At 39.7% G+C, this 24688-nt stretch carries 22 protein-coding genes; all 22 read right to left on the bottom strand.

All coding sequences use genetic code 11. The features are described from left to right. Positions 1-383 precede the first annotated feature (383 nt). Complete coding sequence (locus tag GHI45_RS00450; RefSeq protein WP_147779193.1) at positions 384-1865, bottom strand: LCP family protein; 1482 nt, start codon at positions 1863-1865, stop codon at positions 384-386. A 124-nt stretch (positions 1866-1989) separates the two neighbouring features. Continuing rightward, entirely contained in the window at positions 1990-2439 is a 450-nt protein-coding gene (gene tsaE, locus GHI45_RS00445) for a tRNA (adenosine(37)-N6)-threonylcarbamoyltransferase complex ATPase subunit type 1 TsaE (RefSeq protein ID WP_187230059.1), read from the bottom strand. Between the two features lie 19 nt (positions 2440-2458). After that, complete coding sequence (locus tag GHI45_RS00440) at positions 2459-3031, bottom strand: hypothetical protein (protein ID WP_147779192.1); 573 nt, start codon at positions 3029-3031, stop codon at positions 2459-2461. Positions 3032-3059: 28 nt separating this feature from the next. After that, positions 3060-3632 carry a GDSL-type esterase/lipase family protein gene (locus tag GHI45_RS00435; RefSeq protein ID WP_255514219.1) on the bottom strand — a complete coding sequence of 191 codons (573 nt, stop codon included), beginning with the start codon at positions 3630-3632 and terminating at the stop codon, positions 3060-3062. Positions 3633-3858: 226 nt separating this feature from the next. After that, positions 3859-4530, bottom strand: a complete 672-nt coding sequence (gene pgmB / locus GHI45_RS00430) for a beta-phosphoglucomutase (protein ID WP_147779190.1) — start codon at positions 4528-4530, stop codon at positions 3859-3861. A 36-nt stretch (positions 4531-4566) separates the two neighbouring features. Then, entirely contained in the window at positions 4567-5052 is a 486-nt protein-coding gene (locus GHI45_RS00425) for a glucose PTS transporter subunit IIA (RefSeq protein WP_147779189.1), read from the bottom strand. Positions 5053-5132: 80 nt separating this feature from the next. Beyond that, a complete protein-coding gene (gene glmM, locus GHI45_RS00420) occupies positions 5133-6491 on the bottom strand; it encodes a phosphoglucosamine mutase (protein ID WP_147779188.1) in 1359 nt (452 codons plus the stop codon). A gap of 110 nt (positions 6492-6601) precedes the next feature. Then, positions 6602-7558: a YbbR-like domain-containing protein gene (locus tag GHI45_RS00415; RefSeq protein WP_147779187.1), complete on the bottom strand. Its 957-nt coding sequence runs from the start codon at positions 7556-7558 to the stop codon at positions 6602-6604. Next, positions 7555-8391 (bottom strand): diadenylate cyclase CdaA, encoded by an 837-nt coding sequence (cdaA, locus tag GHI45_RS00410; RefSeq protein WP_147779186.1) that lies wholly within the window; start codon positions 8389-8391, stop codon positions 7555-7557. The genes GHI45_RS00415 and cdaA overlap by 4 nt, the downstream gene beginning before the upstream one ends. 147 nt (positions 8392-8538) lie before the next feature. Further along, positions 8539-12204: a pyruvate:ferredoxin (flavodoxin) oxidoreductase gene (gene nifJ / locus GHI45_RS00405; RefSeq protein ID WP_147779185.1), complete on the bottom strand. Its 3666-nt coding sequence runs from the start codon at positions 12202-12204 to the stop codon at positions 8539-8541. Positions 12205-12554: 350 nt separating this feature from the next. Further along, entirely contained in the window at positions 12555-13691 is a 1137-nt protein-coding gene (locus GHI45_RS00400; protein ID WP_147779184.1) for an ABC transporter ATP-binding protein, read from the bottom strand. A gap of 128 nt (positions 13692-13819) precedes the next feature. Continuing rightward, positions 13820-14857: a diacylglycerol kinase family lipid kinase gene (locus GHI45_RS00395; RefSeq protein ID WP_147779183.1), complete on the bottom strand. Its 1038-nt coding sequence runs from the start codon at positions 14855-14857 to the stop codon at positions 13820-13822. A 68-nt stretch (positions 14858-14925) separates the two neighbouring features. Continuing rightward, positions 14926-16893: an NAD-dependent DNA ligase LigA gene (gene ligA / locus GHI45_RS00390; protein ID WP_147779182.1), complete on the bottom strand. Its 1968-nt coding sequence runs from the start codon at positions 16891-16893 to the stop codon at positions 14926-14928. A gap of 123 nt (positions 16894-17016) precedes the next feature. After that, the gene (locus tag GHI45_RS00385) at positions 17017-17949 is read right to left on the bottom strand and encodes a Gfo/Idh/MocA family protein (RefSeq protein ID WP_147779181.1); all 933 of its coding nucleotides are present in this window, start codon (positions 17947-17949) and stop codon (positions 17017-17019) included. Between the two features lie 148 nt (positions 17950-18097). Beyond that, positions 18098-18727, bottom strand: a complete 630-nt coding sequence (locus GHI45_RS00380) for a thiamine diphosphokinase (protein WP_147779180.1) — start codon at positions 18725-18727, stop codon at positions 18098-18100. Then, entirely contained in the window at positions 18724-19071 is a 348-nt protein-coding gene (locus GHI45_RS00375; protein WP_147779179.1) for a nucleoside triphosphate pyrophosphohydrolase family protein, read from the bottom strand. The genes GHI45_RS00380 and GHI45_RS00375 overlap by 4 nt, the downstream gene beginning before the upstream one ends. Positions 19072-19123: 52 nt before the next feature. Beyond that, on the bottom strand, positions 19124-19921 hold the full coding sequence (locus tag GHI45_RS00370; RefSeq protein ID WP_147779178.1) for a CPBP family intramembrane glutamic endopeptidase: 798 nt from the start codon (positions 19919-19921) through the stop codon (positions 19124-19126). A 128-nt stretch (positions 19922-20049) separates the two neighbouring features. Next, entirely contained in the window at positions 20050-20511 is a 462-nt protein-coding gene (locus GHI45_RS00365) for a hypothetical protein (protein WP_147779177.1), read from the bottom strand. A 142-nt stretch (positions 20512-20653) separates the two neighbouring features. After that, positions 20654-21487 (bottom strand): helix-turn-helix domain-containing protein, encoded by an 834-nt coding sequence (locus GHI45_RS00360; RefSeq protein WP_147779176.1) that lies wholly within the window; start codon positions 21485-21487, stop codon positions 20654-20656. 54 nt (positions 21488-21541) lie between these two features. Next, entirely contained in the window at positions 21542-22885 is a 1344-nt protein-coding gene (gene asnS, locus GHI45_RS00355; protein WP_147779175.1) for an asparagine--tRNA ligase, read from the bottom strand. Continuing rightward, entirely contained in the window at positions 22882-23160 is a 279-nt protein-coding gene (locus tag GHI45_RS00350) for a hypothetical protein (protein ID WP_147779174.1), read from the bottom strand. The genes asnS and GHI45_RS00350 overlap by 4 nt, the downstream gene beginning before the upstream one ends. A 313-nt stretch (positions 23161-23473) precedes the next feature. Further along, positions 23474-24682, bottom strand: coding sequence for a pyridoxal phosphate-dependent aminotransferase (locus GHI45_RS00345; RefSeq protein ID WP_147779173.1), 1209 nt, complete (start codon positions 24680-24682; stop codon positions 23474-23476). Positions 24683-24688: the final 6 nt, after the last annotated feature.

Here is a 24688-nt window from a genome sequence, read left to right as displayed (position 1 = left end):
AAGCAAACAGTCGAAATCGCAGCTGAGCTACTGAACCGTTTTTATACGAGTACCGTTGACCTCAGGAACTGAGGAATTCATATAGCTATGACTGGCTTGTCGATTCTCGCTAGTTTGCTGAAGCAAACAGTCGAAGTCGCAGCTGAGCTACTGAACCGTTTTTATATTTGTACCGTTGACCTCAGAAATTGAGGAATTCAAATAGCTTTGATTGGCTTGTCGATTCTCGCTAGTTTGCTGAAGCAAACAGTCGAAATCGCAGCTGAGCTACTGAACCTTGTCCGTACTGACAAAATAAAAATCCTGCTGGGTTTTCAATCCAATGAAATCCCAACAGAATTTATTCTATCATATTATTCTTATTTTATCAATTATTCAAGAAGTTATTGTCCTGGATATTTTGTTCCATCTGGATATAATTTTCCAGAATTATAAACATAATAGCCATTCTTGTAATAAACATCGTATCCGTTTGGTGATTTATAAACACCAGTCGTTCCTGTTGCTGTCAGTCCTGACGGCACACTACTTTCTGTCGTAGTGCTTGCACTTGACGATGTTGTCGTGCCACTCGTTGTTGAAGCGGTGCTTGAGCTACTTGACGTACTTGAAGTTGATGTCGAACTTTGCGAGACTGTACTTCCGAGATTGATTGATGTATATTGCGAAGCATTTGCATCTGTAATCGCAACGAGGGTACCCGTCTTATCAATTCCGTATGACGTTTGTTTGCCATTTTCTGTGACAGTCGCAGAAGGCATTTCATAGCCAGGTGTTGAGCCACTAAAATAGGTCTCATAGGTAATCAAATGAGAAGGCAAGGTTGTCACACTAGACTGGCCAAGCGATTGTCTCATGACGTTTTGAATACCAAGATACATATTGGTCGGAATGAATTGATATGAGCCACCATTGACAGTTTCACCCAATCCTTGATACTGAATTGAGACAACTTTTTTGAAACAATCCTTGTAACCTAAAAGGTAAGACAGGGTTGATGTTGTGATTGGAATATTGGTTTTGAAGTCTTTTGATGCTTCGTCCAATATTTTTTGATATTGTGTCAAATTATCCAATGCCAACAATTTTTTCATCAAAGCAGAAATGACTTGACGTTGTGCCACTTGACGTCCGTAGTCGCCTCCCACACGGTGATGACGGTCACGCGTATAAACGAGTGCCTGTTCACCATTGATGTGCTGCCAACCAGATGCAACGCGGGCTGTGTATTGAGGCTCCGTATCAGAAATAAAAATTTCATGATTTGGATTTGGATAGGTGGATGTTGAAGCGGCAATCAGTTTAGGGTCGTTGTAAATATCCACCCCGCCGACTGCATCAACCAGATTGATCAAGCCATCAAAGTTGATGGTCACAAAATTATCCACTTCAACTCCTGCTTGTTCACCAATCGTCTTCATGGAATAGCCAACGGCTGTTTCTAGTCCTTTAGATGTTCCACCCGCATTGAAGCCCATTGGGTAGGCAGCATTCATCTTTTGAGTAGAAACAACATTTCCGTCAGTATCCAAGATATTGGTCATGGTATCACGTTCCATTGAAACCATTGTGGTTGTGTTGGTCTTCGGATTTAATGTCATCACGATTTGTGAGTCTGAGTTCCCATTCCAATCATCAGAAGTTCCACGACCGACACCACCTGTGTCAACTCCTAGCAAGACAATCGTTAACGGTTCTGTGGCTTTCAATACTTTTGCAGTATCTTTATTCCCCACATCAGTATATGTTGTTTTGAGCGCATTGACGGTCGATTTCGATACTGCATATACATATGACGCCGCCGCTCCAACGGTTATTAAAACAATTGCTCCTGTCATCAGGAGAGATTTCATCCATAGTTTCATATTAGCATTATACCAAATTTTGACCGATTAACAATAACAAATTAAATATTTTTATTCTTTTTTATCATCTTTTTGTCAAAATAAAATAAAAAAGAGCAATTTTTTGCTCAGTTTTATTTTCATATTAGTCTAATTCTTGTACTAATTTTTCATAGCGTTCGCCGTGAGCAATCAAACGAATGGCACGATTGGCATTCGTATCAAAACTATCAACATATTTATCAAAAACGATTTCCAAATAATCATCGGGTAAATCTTTTCCTAATAATTCGCCCCATTCGATGACTGAAACGCCGTCACCAAACAAATAATCGTCCATATCAAACGAATCTGGATCGTCACCAATCCGATAGACATCCATGTGATAAAGTGGCAAACGCCCTTCATATTCGCGAACAATCGTATAAGTTGGGCTCTTAATCATTTGTGCAATGTCAAGGCCAAGTGCCAAGCCCTTGACAAAGGTAGTTTTTCCAGCGCCTAGTTCTCCTGTCAAGACGATGATATCTTGTACTTCAATTTTTCTTCCTAGTTTTTCGGCAAATGCCAACATTTCTTTTTCGTTAAATTTCATTATACTCCTCTATTCCTTTTTATGAATGTCTTTTCCGACGTGTCAGTGCTGACGAAGCAGGGATAGCTTTTTCTTGTTGTGAATTTGCGTTTTCTTGACTCCCTTTCACTTTTTTGTGAAGGTGTTTGAAAAAGGCAATCAATCCCCCTACAATCGTTACCAACGCTGACAAACTCGATAAAATTATCGTTAACAGATTACTTGAACTTGCTTTTGACGCATTATTATAGACCGTTTCTTTGATGACTGTGGTTGACGAACCCGTCGAACCTTGCTGAGATGATGACTGCGGTGTTCCATTCGTTTGGCCTCCAGCATTTGGCTGATTGTTTGTCGTTGCATTCGTTGCTGTATTTTGTGCCGTGTTTTGTGCCGTTGTGCTAGCAACCGTCTGGCTACTTGCTGGCGTACTGGCTGTTTTTAAATTGCTGGCACTGCTTGAACTTGCCTGAGTACTGGTCGTACTGGCAGTTGATGATGAGCTACTAGCGCTGCTTGAAGCTGTGGTGTTTGTGGTCGTGTCTGCTTGAGCTGATATCACTGTCATGCTCAAAATAATGGCGATAACACTTAATTTTAAGTATTTTTTCATGCCTGTATTATAGTTTTTTTAACTTAACCTATTCTTTTAATTTCGCTTCTTTTATGAGAAATTGAACCATAAGTTCTGACAAAACCTCATATCCAAGCTCTGAAAAATGGAGACCATCAGCCTGCAAGCAGAGATTTGGGTCTGTCAGTGCTGACATGGTGGCGTGTAAGTCAAGAACAGGAACATTTTGTGCTTGTCCAACCGCTTTGGTTTGTTCGCCATAACGCAGCAGATTTTTATTGTTACGCAAATCAGGTTCAAACTTATCATTATGATAAGGTGGCGTAATAAGAACAACTTTTTTAGGGCCGATTTGCTCAACCATGTCTTCTAAATAACGATAAAAACTGACGGGCGAAATTGGTTCATAATTAGCTGAATCATTGGCACCAAAGAAAATGAAGACTCGGTCTGCCTCTTCTTTGAGAACGAGTGGCAAGCGCTCCATTGCACGCTGGCTGGTGTCGCCATTTAATCCATGCAAACGAACGTCTAAAGCAAGTCCATTTTGACTGGCCAAAAGCTCACATTTTTCTTTCAAAATCTGTGAAGCAGAAGCCGATTGATAGCCATAACCGTTGGTGATTGAATCACCGAAGATTACTATTTTCGTGACATTCTCCTTTCGAGCCTTTCCGGCTCAATAAGTGGACCTCTAATACTGTTTTTTTCGTGATTTGAGTTTTTATAGCTCCCCTAAAGTCCTTCTCTATTATAATCGTTATGAAAATGATTTTCAATTCTGACAGACTATAATCACAAAAAAAGTCTGTCAGTACTGACAGACTTTGAAAGTGTGTTCGATTTTATATATTGGTTCAGTCGCATTAACCGCGATTTTCTTCCCAAACTTTTTTCAAAAATTCGAAAGTATAATGCGATGTGTCTGGCACAACAACGATATCAAATCCCAAATCTTCTGGACGACCAACACCGATTGGGAGCGCTCCTGAATCCTTAATGGCTTGAATACCAGCTTGGCTGTCTTCAAGTCCGATTGAGTCTTGTCCAGTTGTTCCAACTGCTTCTGCTGCAGCAATAAAAATATCTGGTGCTGGTTTAGAAGCTGCAACTTTGGCAGGATCAGCAATGGCGTCAAAATAAGAAGTCAGAGCCATGCGTTCAAGCAAAAATGGGCCATTTTTTGAAGCTGAGGCAAGGGCGATTTTTACACCGTTGGCACGCAAATCTTTCAAAAGTTGTAAAATACCTGGATAAACATCTTCTGGTGAAACGTCTTGAATCATTTGAACATAATTGTCATTCTTGCGTTGTGCAAGTTCAGCAAATTCGGCTGCTGAATATTTGTTTTCTTGTCCACCGAGGGCAAGAATTTTTTTGAGTGAATCTTCACGAGAGACACCTTTTAATTGTTCATTGAATTCACGGTCAACACCGTCAATTCCGATTTCTTCGGCGAGGGCTTTCCATGCACGAAAATGGTATTCGGCAGTGTCAGTAATGACACCGTCAAGGTCAAATAATACTGCTTTAAACATGGGTTTATTCACTTTCTTTTACATTTATTTTTCCAACTATTTCACGCTGGCAGCACCAAGTGGTGTTCCTGCTTTAACGTCACCATAATTGATGTCAAAACTATTAAAACACTGATTAGCATTAGTGAAAAGAATGAGCGTTGTTTTTTCATAGCCAGCTTTCTCGACTGCCTGCCAGTCGACCTGTCCGATTTCTTGTCCACCTTCGACCACATCGCCTTTTTTGACGGAAAATTGAAAGGGCAGACCAGCCAAATTGACCGTATCAATCCCCAAATGAAGCAAGACTTCAAGTCCGTCAGCTCTGACAAAACCGATGGCATGACCTTCCACAAGGACAACCTTTGCAGCAACAGGCGCCAAAATTACTGAACTTTCTGGAGAAAGTGCAAATCCATCTCCCAAAATTTTTTTCGAGAATACAGGATCTGTCACTTCTTCCATTTTAAAAACATGACCATCAAAGGGACTGTACAGAATTTTGTCCGCTTTGACTATTTTTTTCTTACCAAAACCAAACATTATTTTTCTTTCATTTTGATAACTTCATTTTAGCATTTTATTGACAGACATGCTCACATGAAGTCATTTATTTATTACGCTTATTTCACGCCGATTTCTTGTTCAACAACAGCTGAAATCGTATCTACTACTTCGTTGACCATTTCAGTTGTTGGTGCTTCAGCCATGACGCGCAAGAGTGGTTCTGTACCTGAAGGGCGGACAAGAATTCGACCTTGACCATCCATCTTTGTTTCCATTTCAGCAATGATTGCTTTGATCGCAGGCACTTCCATTGCACCGTCTTTAGCTGCATTGTTGGCCACACGGATATTGGTCAATTTTTGTGGGTAAATTGTGACTTCGCTTGCCAATTCTGATAAAGGTTTTCCAGTATCACGCAAGACTTTCAAGAGTTGAATGGCTGATAATTGTCCATCTCCAGTTGTGTTGTAGTCAAGGAAAATCATATGTCCTGATTGTTCACCACCAAAGTTATAATGATTTTTCTTCATTTCTTCAACAACATAACGGTCACCAACAGCAGTCACAACCGAATTCAATCCTTCAGCTTCAACTCCCAAATGGAAACCAAGATTTGACATGACTGTAGTTACAACAGTATCTTGTGCCAATTTTCCTTCGTTTTTGAGATATTTAGAAACGATGAACATGATTTTGTCGCCGTCAATGATATTTCCTTTTTCGTCAGCTGCAATCAAACGGTCAGCATCGCCGTCAAAGGCAAGTCCAATTTGACTTCCTGTTTCTACGACTTTAGCTGCCATTGCTTCTGGATGTGTTGAGCCTACTTTAACGTTGATGTTAAGTCCGTCAGGGCTTTCACCAAGAACAGTCAATTCAGCATTCAAATCAGCAAATACGCTACGGGCGCTTGTGTGTGATGCTCCGTTAGCACAGTCCAAAACAACTTTGTAACCTTCAAAATTACCTTCAGCGGTTGATTTCAAAAATTCTTGATATTTGCGGACACCTGTTGAGTAGTCATGCAAAATACCCAATCCTTCAGCTGATGGACGTGGTAATGTGTCCTCTGGTGCATCAATCAAAGCTTCAATTTCGAGTTCTTTTTCGTCTTCGAGTTTGAAACCATCGCCACCAAAGAATTTAATTCCGTTGTCAAGCGCAGGGTTGTGGCTGGCTGAAATCATAACGCCCGCAGAGGCTCCATCTTTTTTCACCAAATACGCAACACCGGGTGTTGCAATAACGCCCAAATCATAAACTTCAATTCCAACTGAAAGAAGTCCTGAAATCAAGCTTGTTGCAAGCATTTGTCCTGAAATTCGAGTGTCACGAGCCACGTAAACTTTAGGTGTTCCCGTTTCATGTTGACTTAAAACATAACCGCCGAAACGACCCAATTTGAAGGCCATTTCTGGTGTCAATTCAACATTTGCTTCGCCACGGACACCGTCCGTTCCAAAATATTTACCCATTTTGTTTAATCTCCGTTTTTTACATTTCATGTAAAATTTTAATCTAATTGTCATTATTGACGCAATAATAGTTTATCAAAGCAGTCAAAAAATGGCAAGTTTTTTTATTATTAATTCTTCTTGACTGGTGTCAAGGTTACTTCAACTGTTTTTGGATCGACTGTCAGACCTGATTGACGCAAACTCACTTGAATTTTCTTTTCGGTCTTGATACCGGTCATATCGACTGAAGCTGTCAGTTCTGATATTTTATCCAAATCTGCTTTTTGTCCATAAATCTTAGCATCTGACGTTGACAGACTGGTCTTCATCGAGGATAAGCTACTATCCAAGGTTCCCGTCAATTTTGCTTTGATGGGCACTGTTTTTGAAAGCTTGTCCACTTTGATATCCATTCTGACCGTTGCTGGACTGATTTGTGCAGGCAAAGTCGTTCCTTTAGAGTCCACCGCACGCAATGAAATTCGGCCTGAATAATTTTCAAGCAAAGTAACATCATCTGGCAAATCAGCTTCGATGGCTTGAATCTTGTTCATGCTTTCTTCCCCAGCAGTCACTTTCACTTTTTCATCAGATAAATCAATCGACGAAATCTTGAAGCCTGTTGGAATTTGTGTTGGATCAATTTTTGGTGTCACCTCAAACTCTTTTGTAGCTTTCTTTTCAATCGTGATTTCAGCTGATGTTGGTGTGATTTCAGCTTTAACACCGCTCGGTAACTGCTCTACCCGAATCGGATAAACGCCCGTTCCTTCTTTCGCATTGGTCAAATCCACCGACAAATAAAAATTTCTCGTGTCTTCATTGGTTTCATTGGCAATCTGAAGTCTGGTATAGCCTGACAAATGCACTGTCACTACTGACGTTGTGGTTGAAACGAAATATTTGTTACTGTCATACTTCAAATCAATCGGAACATTGCTAATGGTTGCGGTATATACTGAACCACTCGTAGTATCTCCGCCATTTCTTATAGCAGTCGCATTGGCATTAAAGAACAAAACGATGGCAAAAAAGACAGAAGTCAAAATGTAGAAAAATTTAGATGTAAAAAATTTATTGCTCATTTCTCATCTCCTTTTCTTTTATGCTCGGGATGAACCAAAATGGCAACCAAGATTTCATGGAATCTTTCCTTCGAAATATCAGCGAAAAATTCACCGTTGTGGGCAACAGAAATGCCACCCGTTTCTTCTGAAACCACAATAATCAAAGCATCTGATACTTCAGAAAGACCAATCGCAGCACGATGTCGTGTCCCAAATTGTTTGGAAATACCTGATTTTTCAGTCAAGGGAAGATAAGCACTCGTTACCGCAATCTTGTCACCTTGGACAATCACAGCACCGTCATGTAAGGGCGTGTTTGGAATAAAGATGTTGATCAACAATTCGCTCGTGATGTCAGCATCAAGATGGATTCCTGTTGAAACATATTCTGCCAAGGTCTGCGATTGTTCAATGGCAATCAGAGCGCCTATTTTTCGCTCACTCATGTATGAAAATGATTTTTCATAGGCAGCAATATGCCCATCAATCGCTCCCTTTTTCGTTGGTGTAAAGATTGCTGTCGTTCGACCGAGGCTCTCCAAAGCCCGCCTAATTTCTGGTTGAAAAATGATTACAACCGCAATCGTTCCATAAGTAATGACTTGATTGAGTAACCACTCCACTGTCGTTAAGCCAATCAAACCTGCTATAACCTTGATGACAAGGAAGATAATTACACCACGCACCAATGTCATCAATTTTGTTCCTTGAACATAACGAATCGCCATATACAAGAAGAAACTGACAATCGCTATGTCAAGCACAGCGACGATGATCCGATACGGTGACTCATTTAATTCAAAGATTTTCTGCCAAAAACTAGGGTCAAAAAATTGATTAAAATCGCTCAAGTTTCGCCCTCCTCTTCATAATTTCTGTTTTAATTATACCAAATTTCAGGCATTACTGCTGACAAATGCTAGAATTTTTTTAATATTTAAGGGAGACCGTGCCAGTAAAAAATAGTTCTGTCAGCTCTGACAAAACTATTTTTACTTTTATTTTTCTTTGGCAAGGCGCTCGGCTTTTCTGGCAGCCCGTCTCGCCTCACGTTCGGGGTCAACAACCCGCTCTTTTTTCGCAGGTTTTTCCGTTATCGTTTCTCCTTCAGAAGAAGGATTTTCTTTTGCTTGTCTCGCCATGAATTTTTCATAGTCGCCTGACATTCTAGCGTAACGCAAGAAACGTTTCCGACTGTCTGTTGCGGCTTTTTCGTACAGCGCTTCAGCATGTTCTTTATTGACTTTTAAAAGATTGCCAAAGCGTGATTGTTTCAATAAAAGGTCACGCACTTGACTGAAATCAGGACGTTTGAAATCCAAAGTAAATGGATTTTTGCCTGCTTCTTCAAGTTCAGGATTGTAGCGATACAGTTGCCAATAGCCACTGTTGACCGCCTGTTTGGCTTCATCAAGCACCATGTGCATTCCCGCATAAAGACCATGTGAAATACAAGGCGTGTAAGCAATGATAAGGCTTGGGCCTTTATGTTTTTCAGCTTCGTCAAATGCCTTGATGGTCTGCATCATATTGGCACCTGAAGCAATCTGCGCCACATAAACATCACCATAAGTCATGGCCATGGCACCCAAATCTTTTTTGGCACCTGATTTTCCACCTGAAGCAAATTGTGCAATGGCACTAGCCGGCGTTGCCTTGCTGACTTGACCGCCAGTATTGGCATAAACTTCGTTGTCCATCACCAAAATGTTGACGTCTGCACCAGAAGCAATCACGTGGTCAAGACCACCAAAACCAATATCGTAAGCCCAACCGTCACCACCGAAAATCCATTGGGTTGGTTTAACAAATTGATCTTTTTGAGCATAAATCTTGTCCAAACGATCTGAATTGAAATGTTCTGACGCAAGCATGGCTTTCATTTTTTCGGCTCTGGCACGTGTTCCTTCACTGTCAAACAAATGCAATGCCCAGTCTTTTGCCAATTCTTGCAAGTCATCTGACATATCTGTCAGTGCTGACAAAACTTCATCAGCCAATTTTTGACGTCTTGAGACACTTGCCAAATGCATGCCGTAGCCGTATTCTGCATTATCTTCAAACAGTGAATTTGACCAAGCGGGCCCTTGTCCGTCAGCATTTGTGCTGTAAGGTGTGGCTTGCGTTCCTCCGTAAATTGAGCTGCAACCTGTTGCATTTGAAATCATCATCCGATCGCCAAACATTTGCGTCAAAAGTTTAATATATGGCGTTTCGCCACAACCAGAACAAGCACCTGAAAATTCAAACAAAGGTTGATTAAACTGAGTGCTGACAGGAGATAAGCGACTGCCCATTGGGTTTTCTTTTGTTTTTAAAGTCATGGCAAAAGCCCAGTTAACCGCTTGGTCTTTTTGACTTTCATAAGGCATCATTTTAAGTGCTTCACCTTTTTTAGGGCAGGCTTCGACACACAAACCACAACCTGTACAATCTTCGACGGAAACCTGAATGCGATAAGACAAGCCATCAGAATTCTTATAATCCATGACCTTAAAGCCGTCAGGTGCTACATTCCACTCATCTTCGTCTGCCAAAAATGGACGAATGGCAGCGTGCGGACAAACAAAGGCACATTCGTTACATTGGATACAAGCTGCAGCATTCCATTCAGGCACCTCAAGAGCAATGCCCCGTTTTTCAACAGCTGCTGTTCCGGTAGGGGAACTGCCTCGCGTCAAGCCATTATCGACCATGTCCTTGACGGTCAAACGATCGCCCTCAAAAGCATTGACTTTGTCTAAGAAATTAAAAACGTATTGCTTCTTGGCTGTGGTCAATTCTGGCTTTTCAGCAGGTTTTTCAACCATTTCTGTCCAGCTTTCTGGAATTTCAACCCGATGAAGTCCTGCCAAAGCTGCTTCCATAGCATTCAAATTTTGTTCTACAATCGTTGGCGATTTCTTGGCATATTTTTGCGCATCTTTTCGCAGCAAGCCATAAACATCATCAAAAGGCATGATTTCGGTTAATTTGAAGAAGGCCACCTGCATAATGGTATTGATCCGACGTTCCAATCCATTTTGATGAGCAATCTTCATGGCATCAATACTATAAAATTGAATCTTTCGGCTGGCAAGTTCATGTTTCAAGCTTGCAGGCAGATTTTTATCTAATTTTTCATCTGACCAGGAAGTATTCAATAAGAAAATACCTCCGTCTTTTAGACCTTTGAGCAGGTCATATTTGCGGATATAAGTTGCATTGGAACAAGAAATAAAGTCCGAACTGACTTGCATGTATTCAGACAAGATGGCTTCATTTCCAAAACGCAAATGACTTACTGTCAAACCACCTGATTTTTTCGAGTCATATTCAAAGGCACCTTGGACAAATTTGTCTGTATGGTCACCAATGATTTTGATAGCTGCTTTATTGGCACCGACTGTTCCGTCAGAACCAAAGCCCCAAAACTTGGCTTGATAAGTGCTGACAGGTGTCAAATCTAATGTTTTTTCTGTATTGAGAGACAAATCTGTCACGTCATCAGTAATGCCAATCGTAAAGGTTCGTTTTGGAATTGCATTTTCAAGTTCATCAAAAACTGCCACAATATGTTCTGGTCGTGTTTCTTTCCCACCAACGCCATAACGTCCACCAATAATTTTGAGCTGTTTTTCATACAAGGCACTCTGAACATCCAAGAACAAAGGTTCGCCATTTGAGCCAGATTCTTTAGTCCGATCAAGAACAGCAACCGCTTTGACCGTTTTTGGCAATTTTTCAAGTAATTTCTCGGCTGGAAATGGACGGTACAAGTGCATGTTTAAAAAGCCAACTTTACGCCCATTGGCATTGAGATAATCGACTGTTTGCATGATGGTTCCTGCGACAGAGCCCATACTGACGATGACCATTTCAGCATCGCTAGCACCGTAATAATTGACCAAATCGTAAGACGTGCCACGAAGTTGGTTGATTTTCCTCATATATTTTTCAACAATGGCAGGTAATTTGTCATAATAAGCATTGACCACTTCACGTTGTTGGAAGTAAATATCTGTATTTTGATTGGTTCCTGACACGGTTGGGTGATCAGGATTCATGGCAAGGCTTCGAAATTCATCAAGTTTTTCTTGATTGAGTAAAGGAGCTAATTCTTCATAATCAAGCACTTCAATTTTTTGGATTTCGTGAGAAGTTCTAAAGCCGTCAAAGAAATTTAAAAATGGAACAGAGCCTTCAATCGCCGCTAAATGTGCGACTGCTGATAAATCCATTACTTCTTGAACTGAACTTTCAGCAAGCATGGCAAATCCTGTCGAACGTGCCGCCATTACATCAGACTGATCACCAAAAATATTAAGCGCACCAGTCGCCACGGCACGCGCAGCCACATGAATGACCGCAGGTAATAATTCGCCTGCCATTTTGTACATGTTTGGCAACATCAAAAGGAGGCCTTGAGAGGCTGTATAAGTCGTTGCTAAACTTCCTGCTTTCAGAACACCGTGCATGGCACCTGCTGCACCGGCTTCTGATTGTAATTCTGTAATTTTGACGGTCTGTCCCCAGATGTTTTTTCGACCTGCAGTCGCCCAAGCGTCCGTATAGTCAGCCATTGGCGAACTTGGTGTTATGGGATAGATAACCCCAATCTCTGAAAAGGCATAAGCAATGTGTGCTGCCGCCATGTTCCCGTCCATTGTTTTTTGTTTTGACATTTTATAAACCTTTCAGCAGAGCGATTATTTGTCCTTTTTGTCACAAAATCCGGTGTCGGTGAATTTCGTCTATGAATTTCTCCAATAAAATGAACAAGTGCTTTGCGTCTTCTTATAAATTTTGACTTTTCTAATCTGTTACGATGTAACTTTCAAAAACAGCGTTTAGAACTTGAGCAAACGAAAAAAACAACTGTTTCCTCATCTTCATTCTAGCATTTTCTTTGTGAAATAGTTAGACAACACTGTGTCAATTAACTTTGACACTCCTTGCCAATGGCTTGGTTGAGCCAAAAAAGCCCTGTCAGCTCTGACAGGACTTTATTAAGAGGAAAACTTGGGTTAACTTCTTATTCGTGAATGCGTTTTTCAGTTTCCACATCGAAGAAGTGTGCTTTGTTAAGGTTCAAGGCAACAGTGATTTTTTCACCTGGGTCGCGGAAATCGCGTGCTTCAACACGAGAAACAAATTCAGTAGAACCTGCTTTCAAGTAAAGCATTGTTTCAGCTCCGAGAAGTTCTGATACAACTACTTCAGCTTCAACATTTTGATTTGGATAAGCTTGTTGAGCAAGGTTGCTTGATTGGATATCTTCTGGACGGATACCGAGAATTACTTCTTTTCCTTCATATCCTTGATCTTTGAGCAATTTTTGTTTGCCTTCTGGAAGGTCAATGTTGATGCCTTCAGCATTGGTCAATTTATTGCCAGAGAATTTAACATTGAAGAAGTTCATGGCAGGAGAACCGATGAAGCCGGCAACGAATTTGTTAGCTGGTTCATTGTAAAGTTCTTGAGGAGTACCGATTTGTTCAACACGTCCAACAGTACCTGTCTTATCAGAGTTTGGAGATGATGACATGATAACGATACGGTCAGCAAGTGTCATTGCTTCAGTTTGGTCGTGCGTTACGTAGATTGTAGTAGCACCGATACGACGGTGAATTTTAGCAATTTCAGTACGCATAGAAACACGGAGTTTTGCGTCCAAGTTTGACAAAGGTTCATCCATCAAGAAGACTTTTGCATCACGGACAATGGCACGTCCCATGGCAACACGTTGACGTTGACCACCTGACAAGTCAGCAGGTTTACGATCAAGCATGTCTGTCAATCCAAGAATAGCAGCTGCTTCTTCAACACGTTTTTTGATGTCATCTTTTTTGAATTTACGCAATTTCAAACCAAATGCCATGTTATCAAAAACAGTCATGTGTGGATACAAAGCGTAGTTTTGAAAAACCATGGCGATGTCGCGGTCTTTTGGTGCAACGTCATTCATGAGTTTGCCATCAATTTTGAATTCACCTTCAGTAATGTCTTCAAGTCCAGCAACCATACGCAATGTTGTTGATTTACCACAACCTGAAGGGCCGACGAAAACGATAAATTCTTTATCTTTAACATCCAAGTTGAAATCTTCAACAGAATATTGTGTTGCAGAAGGATATTTTTTGTAAATTTTTTCTAAACTAAGTGTAGTCATGAGCTTCTCCAAATATTTATTTGATAAGTCCATTTTACTGCAAACGTTTTCTTGGCGCAATATCACTGTTGCCCAGAAAAAATGTACAACTTGCACAAAAAAACCTGTCAGTAATGACAGGTTTTGATTTATTCACTTTTCATACGATCCGCTTCTTCAGCAAATTTTTGAGCAACTGCTTCAAAGGCAAGCGTCTCTTCATCGTCGCCGATATAATTCAAATCGTTAATTTCATCAAGATTGACAAACATTTCGATATGATTTTTTAAATTATCAAATTCGACAGGTGCTTCGCCACCAAATTCGCCATCTAAATTGATAAGAGTTGGACGTTTTTGCTCAAGGGGTTCAACTTTCAAATGAGAAGTCTTAATATATTCAACATTAACATCATTCACGTGTTTCCCAGAACCATTAGCGACCATTCCTAAGAGGGCAATCAGCTCAAACAATTTGTCCGTTTTGACCAAAATCAAGGTGAATTTTCCATCATCCAGTTTTGCATCGGGAGCAATTTTTTCAAAGCCACCGACAGAATTCGTCAGCGCCACAAAAAACATGGACATTTTACCTTCAAATACGCCTTGATCATGTGTTACTCTGACCTTTTCACATTTGACACGTGGCAAAAGTTCAGCCCCTTTAGACAAATAAGCCAAATAGCCAAACATGGTTTTCAAATTGCTTGGAACACTGTAAGTCAGCTCTGTTAAAGCACCACCGGCAGCGATATTGATGAAATATTTACTGTCTTTTCCAATCGGTGTAGCAACGCCAACATCAACTTTCAAGGTTTGATTTTTCCCAATAATATCAACAGCATCGATCGGATTATTACGTGGAATTTTCAAGGCACGCGCAAAGTCATTGGTCGTTCCGGCAGGAATGATGGCTAATTTAGGACGTTTTTCATTGCCAGAAATTCCGCTGACAACTTCGTTAATTGTTCCGTCTCCACCAGCAGCCACAATCAAATCAAAGCCATCTTTTGTCGCACGATCTGCCTCAATTTCAGCAGATTTTGGTGAAATTTTCGTTTGAAATGCTGATGCTTCATAGCCGAAACTCTCCAGTTTTTCCAGCACATCAGCAACATTTTTCTTCATGATTTCTTGACCGCTTGAGGGATTATAAATCAAGCGCGCCCGAAGTTTTCTTTCTTTCATTTTTCTCTCATCTTAAACAATACTTTTTTTAAATATACTCTATATTATACCTTATTTTCCCCTATAACTTATAAATTAACCAAATCTTCTTCTGACCAAATCTCAATGCCAAGTGCTTGCGCCTTTGTTAATTTTGAGCCAGCGTCCGCGCCAGCAACAACGAGTGACGTTTTTTTAGACACTGAACCTGAAACATTTGCTCCCAAATTTTCAAGTTTTTCTTTAGCTTCATTGCGGGTCAAAGTTGTTAATTTTCCTGTCAGAACAACTGTTTTTCCTGACAAAATGCTGTCAGCACTGACAACTGCCCCCAAATAGTCAAAATTAAGCCCTGCATGTTCCAATTCATCAAGAAGACGCTTTGCACCTTCGGTATCAAAGTAAGTGGTCACCGCAGTTGCAATCACCCCTCCGAGTGAAGGAATTGCAGCAATTTCTTCTTCGCTGGCTTGGGCAAGTTTTCTAAGATTTAGGAATTGTTCGAGCAATAATTTAGCTGCTTTTGAACCAACATGACGAATGCCTAGTCCGAAAAGTAATTTTTCTGCCGAATTTTCACGACTGGCTTGAATAGCATCGACAATTTTCTGAGCTGATTTTTCTTGTATTTTATCCAAAGCAGCCAATTTTTCAGGGGTTAAGGCATACAAGTCAGCCACGTCAACAATCAATTTTTTGTCAAAGAGCTGCGCAATTACACTTGGGCCAAGTCCCATAATATTCATGGCATTTCGTGACGCAAAATGAATGAGCTTTTCTCGATTTTGAGCAGGACAAAGCGGATTGACACAGCGTAAAGCCACTTCATCTTCAAAATGCAACAAATCTGACGCACATTCTGGGCATTGGGTTGGAATTTCCATTTCTTTTAAGCCCGTTTTGCGTTTGTCAAACAAGACCCGTTGCACTGCAGGAATGATGTCGCCAGCCTTGTAAATCAAGACTTTATCACCAATTCTGATGTCTTTTTCATGAATGTAATCAACATTATGCAAGGTTGCACGTGAAACGGTCGTTTGTGCCAATGTGACTGGTGTCATGTTAGCAGTTGGTGTTACGACACCCGTTCGCCCAACTGTCCAATCCACAGATAAGACTTCTGTTTCTGCCAATTCAGCAGGAAACTTGTAGGCGATGGCCCAGCGTGGTGCTTTGACTGTAAAGCCTAATTCTTCTTGCGTTGCCAAGTCATTGACCTTGATAACAACGCCATCAATATCGTATGCCAACTGGTCACGCATAGCTGTGGCACGTTCGATAAATTCCCAAATTTCGTCCATATTTTTGGCAAATTTGCGCTCTGGATTGACGACAAAGCCTAGTTTTTCAAAGTATTCCAGCACTTCTTCTTGCGTATCATTTGTCGCAGGACTTGCTTCTTGATATAAAAATGTTGCCAAGCCACGTTTGCTGACCACTTTTGTGTCCAACTGACGCAGGGTCCCAGCTGCTGCATTTCTAGGGTTTGCAAAAGCTGAAAGGCCTTCGAGTTCACGCTCATCATTTAATTTAGCAAAATTTTTCCGCGGCAAATAAGCCTCGCCACGAACCACAATATCAATGGGTTCAGACAGCTTCAATGGGACATCTTTAATTCTTTTCACATTTTCAGTGATATTCTCGCCAATCGAGCCGTCTCCTCGGGTCGCAGCTGTCACTAAAACGCCTTGTTCGTAGTATAAAGAAAGTGACAATCCGTCAATCTTTAATTCACAAATATATTCAGGATTTGGGACATCTTTTCTGATACGTTCTTCCCAACTCGCCAATTCTTCACGCGAAAAAACATCGCCCAAACTGTAGAGATTGTAAGGGTGCTGAAATTTTTCAAAGCCTGACAAAACAACATCACCCGTGCGATGTGTCGGTGAGTCCGCACGGACAAGTTGTGGATTTTCTTGCTCCAACGTCTCCAATTCACGATAGAGACGGTCATATTCGCTATCTTCAACGGATGGCGTGTCTTTTGTGTAATATTCAAAGGCGTACTTATTCAAAAGTTCCGTCAATTCTTTAATTTTCAACTCGATATTCATATTCATATTTTATCATAATTTGAGATTTTAAAGCTGAGAAAAAAGCCTTTTTCGTTTCATTCGTAAATGCATTCGTTAAATTGGAACTAAAAAAACTTGTCAGAACTGACAAGTTATTTCTTTTTATTTTTCAATCTTAATTTTTTCGAGCATGCCCGCAATTATTTCGTGCGTTGTCATGACATTTTTCTGTTTCAAATTTTCCATCAAAAGCTCACGTTTCTCAGGAGTATATTGGGTGATTGCCTCCAAAACGCCCAGAACAATCGCGTCAAAGCCACGTGTATAAGTGGCCGAACTCCATCCATTAAGACCAGATTTGACTTGGTCAATCCCCGTAAAGCTTGTCAGCTCTGACAGGTCAGAAACAATAGCCGTCTGCCCTTTGGCTTCGACTTCAAAGGTTTCACGGTAAGCGCCTGAATTCAAATTCATGCTGGCAATCCCCATGCTTGTCTCGGTTTCAAGATAAACGACGGCGCGCTCCAGCTGTCCTTTGGCGTCCAATTTGATATGTGCATGGTGTGTTTTTATTTCATCGTCAAGCAAATAAACCAATGTATCAAGTGGGTGACTGAAAATATCGTACAGTTGGAAAGTGAGATTTCCATTATGTTGTGCTAAGTTTTTTGTGATTTTGATGAAATTTTTATGAGGAATGGCTTTCAATTTTTGTGTTTGTGGCGCAAAGCGTCGATTGAAGGCAATTACAAACAGAACCTGATGTGCTTCTGCTAATTGATAAAGTGTTTTTACTTCCTCATAATTTTCAGAAAGTGGCTTGTCCATCAAAACATGAACCCCCGCTGCCAAATAGCGTTTGGCAAGCTCAAAATGCGAACTGGTTGCTGCATGAATGATAACTAAATCAACCGTTTCAAGTGCTGCAAGATCCGTTGTCGCGTACTCAAATTTGTATTTTTTGCGTACTTCCTCTGCCTTATTCCAATCTCGAGAATAAAGAATAAAACGATGCTCATCCTGCAAAGCAGCATAAACAGGAAGATATGCTTTGCTCGCAATATTTGATGTGGCACCAATAATTCCAATAATCATTTCATTTAATCCTAACTAATTTCACTTATTTTCATTTTTTCTTATGAAAATTTTTATTTTATCAGAAATTTTCACAAGCTATTCTTTTTATTTTATCATTTTTAAGAGAAAAATGTCTTAATCATAAGAAAACGCCTTCTTATTATTTTCACTTTTTATCCTTAGTATAAATCACAATCAGCATGCCTTTATCAATAGTGACCGTCATTTCTTGACCGATAAACTCGTTACTCGTATAGATTGTTTTGAAGTTGTCCTCCGCCTTGAGCGGATATTTGGCACTTTCTATCGCCAAACTATCACCCGTATCAAGCTGCATAAAACCGATGTATTTCATGGTCGGAAGTGCTTGTAAATGATGACGTCCAGCAGGCAAATAAAAGATGGCATTTTGTTCATCAACCAGTGAAATTTGCTCCGCGTGTTGACGATAACGAGCAGTTGTTGGTAGAAAAATATTGTTCAAAAAATGATCCATTCGCCCACCCAATGCACCAACGATTTGAATTTCTGCATTAGGAAATTGTTCAAAAGCAAGGTCAAGAGCAACTTCCAAATCTGTATCATCCTTTTGGGCAGGGAGTTTGACGAGTTTTCCGCTTGCTTTTTGGATTTTCTCAAATTCGTCAGGGCTGACAGAGTCAAAATCTCCTACTGCCACATCTGGTTTTAGACCTTGGGCAAGCAGGTTGACATTGCCATAATCCACTCCGATAAGAAAATCATAAGAAAGCAATGAGAAATCCACTGGCATTCCTGCAACGATTAAAATTTTCATCGTTCATCTCCACTTCCATTTATTTTTCCACGTTCCAGACGACTTTCTAATTTATCAATGTTTCCTTGTGCGAGACTTTCCAAATCAATCCCCAGATAACGAGCTGTACTTGCCAGATACCAAAGGACATCGCCCAGTTCTTTACAGAGCGCCAGTTTATCAGTTGGCGTAATTTGTCCATTTTGGTCACGCATCACTTTTTTTATTTTGTCAGCAACCTCGCCTGATTCGCCTGAAAGTCCTAAAATCTTGTCAATGAGGGCAAAATCGACTTGTGAAAGGTCACGAATGTCGCCATTCAAATCAAATTTTACAATTTTTTCTTGATAATCGTTCATTTCCATGCTCTAATTATAGCAAAAAAATGACGAAGTCACTTTTTTTCCAATTTTTTCGTTAATTTCCTATTTTGTCAGTGCTGACAGGCATTTGTAAGCGGGATTTAAAGAGAGCGATTTGTTTCGTTCCTGTTAAATAATAGGTCAAAGCTAAGGTGCCAAAAATGAGATAGACCACTAAGACAGACTGAGGCGTTGCAACCGTTGAATTCATCTGTCCACCCGTGATAACCATAGAAGAAAAATCTTGAATGGCATGAAAAATAATAGCATAGACGATATTATTTGATTTGATGTAAATAAGCCCAATCAAAAAGCCCATCGGAATAACGTAAAGCACTTGCAAACCGACATTGTAAAAGCTGTTATGAAAAAGATTGACAAAATGCGTGCAAGCAAACAAGAGTGACGAAACTATCAGCGCAAAGCCAACCGACTTGCCACTTGACACCAAACCACCTAGGATTAATCCGCGGAAAATATACTCCTCTGCAATCCCAACCAAGAGGGCAAGTAAAAGCACCATGAAAATGGCAACTAAAGACAAGCTATTTTTTCTAATCCCAAGAGAAAACATCAAGACCAACTCCAGCAAGAGAAACCACGAATAGCCCAGCAAACCAAAACCTTTTCCATAGTGATAATGCTCAAGCAACATTTTTTGTTTGAGGAATTTTCGGTTCACAAAAATGAATAAAAGCAGCATTATCACTTCAAAAATGGCTTGAAGCAAAAATGATTTGGTCACATTTGTTCCAATATACCGTTGTAAAATTCCTGCAAAAATTTTTGTAACTAGACTTTGAATGATAAAAAAGCCGACTAAAGTTCCCAAAATAATTTTTAAATTTTTCATTAAAAATTCCTCACTTTCTATCTGAAATCATTATACACCCGAAAATTTTGAACACAAAAAAATTCCCAAATTTGAGAATTTTTCTGTCATGAACACTTTGTTGTTTGTCAGAGCTGACAGGCTCCCCTTCACTTCAATTTCCCTTCATCACGCGCTTTTAGCGCAGCGCGGATTTGAGCAATCGTCGCAATCCGTGGGTCATTGGCATAAATCGGTTTTCCCTTGCTATCTGTGGTAACTACTGTCGTCGCCGTTGCCCCTTTTGGAACACTAATCAAACCTCCTTTTTGTCCATTATTGTCAATTTTTAGCCATTTTTGGTTATTGATGTCACTCATAGGATAGGCATTAACTTTAGGATTAAGGAATATTTTATCAAAAGAGGAAAGCGTTGGATAGGCACGCAAAATATTATTAACAGTGAGATTTGTCACTTCTGGGTAGGTTGATTTTTTTGCACTTGAACTTGATTGTGAAGATTTTGTGGTACTTATTTTTGTCTTCTGTGCGCAAGCCACAAGCGAAAATACAGACAATAAGAGAACTAACGAAAGGATAAATCTTCTTGTGAGTGTGCTAATTTTCATCATATTAGCCTCCTATATTTTTTTGAGGAACTTTCATCCTCTTATTATTTTTTTATTTATTGACAATACTTTTTTCTACACCTCAAATTATATTCTTTTTACTTCATCATGCTGTAAAAAAGCCGTTCGAAATATCGAACAGCTTTTATTTTACTTTTTTTAATTCATTAAATTTATTTTCGTAGTATTTTTTCATCACGTGACAGTCCACCTCTTCTAAAAAAGCAAGTAAACGATTGATTTTTAGAGTTGCTTCTACTTTGTCTTCAAAACGATATTGAATAAAACTTTTTGCTAAAGCATTCAAAATAAAACTATAGAATTCCTCAGTATGATGATATCTCTCTACATATTTGATTAAAACACGGGCTTTACTTTCTTCATCTCTAAAAATGAATATTTCAATAATACGATAAATAATCTGAAATAACCTTCTTCTATATTTAGCAATGATGTATTCATTTTTATTCTTACGTTCAAAATCGTTCATCACTTCGACAATGAGGTCAGTTTTTAGCCATTCTACGACAAAATAAGCAAAAGTAAGTTCGAAATATCCCCATTCTTTGATATTTCTTATAAAAATAGAAATTTCATTGATATCGGATTGACTCAATTCTTTCAGACATGCTTTTGCCGCTAGAGCTTCCCACTTGTAAAAACTCTCAGCCGCCTCAGCATAAAGTTTTCTTATTTTAATTTGATTTTGATGATAATCCGCTTCTTCGAGTTCAAGCAAAAATTCTTCTTGAAAAATAGGAACATAATTATTCAAAAGTAAATCAAACTCGCTCAAACTAACATTCATTTCATTCAACATCATATCTAATTTTTCAATATTTATGATTGTTCTTCCATTTTCAAAATCTGAAATCGTTGCTTTTGAAATATTTATTCTGGAAAAATAAGAAAGTGAATATCCTTTCGATAATCTGAGTTTTCTAAAGGCATGACCGTACATTTTATTATGTATAACCATAAACACTCCTAGCAAAAAATCTGCTGAAAAAGCAGATTTTTCATTATCTTTAAATTAAGGACGAACACGGTTAATCATACGTGGGAATGGAATTGCTTCACGGATATGTTCGTTTCCTGTGATGAATGTGATGGCACGTTCCAAACCAAGTCCGAAACCTGAGTGTGGTACTGAACCAAAACGACGCAAATCCATGTACCAGTCATATTCTTCAGCAGTCAAGTTCCAGTCTTTGATGACTTGTGTGAGGACATCATAGTCCACTTCACGTTCAGAACCACCGATGATTTCGCCATAACCTTCTGGTGCCAAAAGGTCAGCACAAACAACACGTTCAGGATTTCCTTCTTCACGTTTCATGTAGAAGGCTTTGATTTCCGTTGGGTAGTTCATGACAAAAGTTGGAACACCAAAGTAGTTTGAGATGAAGGCTTCATGTGGTGCGCCGAGGTCATCTCCAGCTTCGATGTGTTCATAAACTGTGTCTTCATCTTTTTCGTGTTCTTGCAAAATGCTAATAACTTCGTCATAACGGACACGTTTGAAAGGTTGGTCAACATATTTTTGGAGCAAGCTTGTGTCACGTTCCAAGACTTCAAGTGAAGATTGGCAGTTGTCAAGAACACCTTGGATGATGTATTTAACATATGCTTCTTGAATATCAAGTGATTCTTCGTGTGTTTGGAAAGCTGCTTCTTGTTCAATCATCCAAAATTCTGTCAAATGACGACGTGTTTTAGATTTTTCAGCACGGAAAACAGGACCAAAGTTGAAGACTTTACCATAAGCCATTGCTGCAGCTTCGAGGTAGAGTTGACCAGTTTGTGAAAGATAAACAGGTTGACCAAAGTAATCAATTTCGAAAAGTTCTGTTGAATCTTCGGCAGATGACGCTTGCAAGATTGGTGTATCAATCTTGATGTGTCCTTCTTTGTTGAAAAATTCATAAGTCGCACGGATGATTTCGTTACGCACCATCATGACAGCTTGTTGTTTTTTAGAACGCAACCAGAGATGACGGTGGTCAAGCAAGAAGTCTGTTCCGTGTTCTTTTGGTGTGATAGGGTATTCGCTTGATTGACCAACCACTTCAAGATCCGTTACGTCAAGTTCATAGCCAAATTTTGAACGTTCGTCAGCTTTGACAACTCCAGTAACAATGATAGAAGTTTCTTGTGACAAATGTTTGATTTCGTCAAATTTTGCAAGTCCTGCTTCTTCACCATATTTTTCAATCATGGTTGGTTTGAAAACAACAGCTTGGAAAAATGCTGTCCCATCACGAAGTTGAAGGAATTGGAGTTTCCCTTTTCCAGATTTGTCGGCAACCCAAGCGCCGATTTTTACAGTTTCGCCAACGTGTTCACCAACACGCGCGATTGAAATTAAATCTTTCATTTTTTAAAAGTCTTTCTATAATTTAAAATTGAATTTACAGTGTTCATTATGCCAAGTGGCACAAAAATAAGTGCTAAAAGTAATGTGAAAATTCCTAATTTCCACTCTCTTTGTGGAAACTCATCAAAGAGCGCTGCATAGCCCAAGGCAAGCATCAATAAAGTGAGCAACAAACGCCAAAAGCCGTGAAAATAAAACCAAAACCGTTTACTGCCGACAGGCGTAGCTGAAAAAAGGGCATATAATCCACCGGCTTCACCGACTTGATTAATCATTTTATTTGCCTTTCATTTTATAATTCACGACAGAATTATAAGTGTTCTTAATTAGTAAATAGCCACAGAAAACAGCCGACCAAAGGCCGAGCAATGAAAGCCACCAAAAATCACGCCAAGAAAGGGTAAAGGATGGAATTATCAAAAATACGCTTAAAGCTATCCCCGCACCCAATATGATAATCCGAAGGATGCCTTGCAGAAAAAATCGAGTTTTCGTTGATTTCTTTGGTGTTTCAAAAATCAAAAATAATAGGGAAAACCCAATCAATCCATCAAACATTACTTTTGCCTTACTTTTTATCCCTCAGCGTCAATTGGACGTTCCACTGGATTGATTGCTTGAATTGATCCAGTTTTTAATGCGTTCAACTGCTGCTTTGAGGCTGTCCATATCTGTCGAATAGCTCAAGCGGACATTTTCAGGTGAGCCAAAGCCTGCACCTGTGACCAAAGCCACACCTGCTTCTTCTAAAATGGCTGTCGTGAAGGCAGTAACATCAGTATAGCCTTTCATTTCCATTGCTTTTGTCACTTTTGGAAAAAGGTAAAAGGCGCCATTTGGTTTGACAACTTCAAAACCTGGGATGTCAGCCAAAAGCGGATAAATCGTATTCAAGCGTTCTTCAAATGTTTTTCTCATGAATTCGATTTGGCTCTTGTCGCCAGTCAATGCTTCAATCGTAGCATACTGACTGATAGCTGTTGGATTTGATGTAGTTTGACTGGCAAATTTGGTCATTGCTGAGATAATTTCGCTATCCCCAACAGCAAAGCCAATTCGCCAACCTGTCATGGCATAGGTTTTTGAAGCCCCATTGATGACCATGGTCCGCTTTCTGATGTCTTCTGACAGGCTTGAAATCGCAGTAAAACTTGCATCTCCATAAATCAAATGACAGTAAATGTCATCTGCCAATATCAGCAAATCATGTTCAACGGCCCAATTTCCAATTGCCGTCAGCTCTGCTTTGCTATAAATCATCCCTGTTGGATTAGAAGGCGAATTCAAAAGCAAAACTTTAGTCTTGTCAGTAATGACAGTCTCAAGTTGAGCCACAGTAACCTTGAAGTGATTTTCCTGTGTCGCCTTGACAATGACAGGTTTTCCGCCAGCCATCTTGACTTGATCCACATAAGAAACCCAATATGGCGCTGGAATAATCACTTCATCGTCGGCATCAAGTACAGATTGAAAATAAGCATAGAGTGCAAATTTTGCACCCGTTGTAATCAAAACTTGATTTTTTTCAATCGCATAACCATAGAAATCAGCAAAATAAGATTGAACTGCTGCTTTTAATTCTGGAAGTCCGCCAGCCTGCGTATAAAAACTCGCTTTCCCATTTTGAATGGCAGCAATAGCTGCATTTCCAATATTTTCAGGTGTTTTAAAATCAGGTTGTCCCAAAGTCAAATCAATGATGTCGCGTCCTTCACTTTTAAGTTGTTTCGCGCGATTGGCAGCCGCCAAAGTCACCGATTCATCCATACCAAGTACAAAATCTGAAATTTTTTTCATTTTTTA

Source organism: Lactococcus sp. dk101, from assembly GCF_009601055.1.
Classification (GTDB): Bacteria; Bacillota; Bacilli; order Lactobacillales; family Streptococcaceae; genus Lactococcus.
This window is presented reverse-complemented; position numbering and strand designations above follow the sequence as displayed.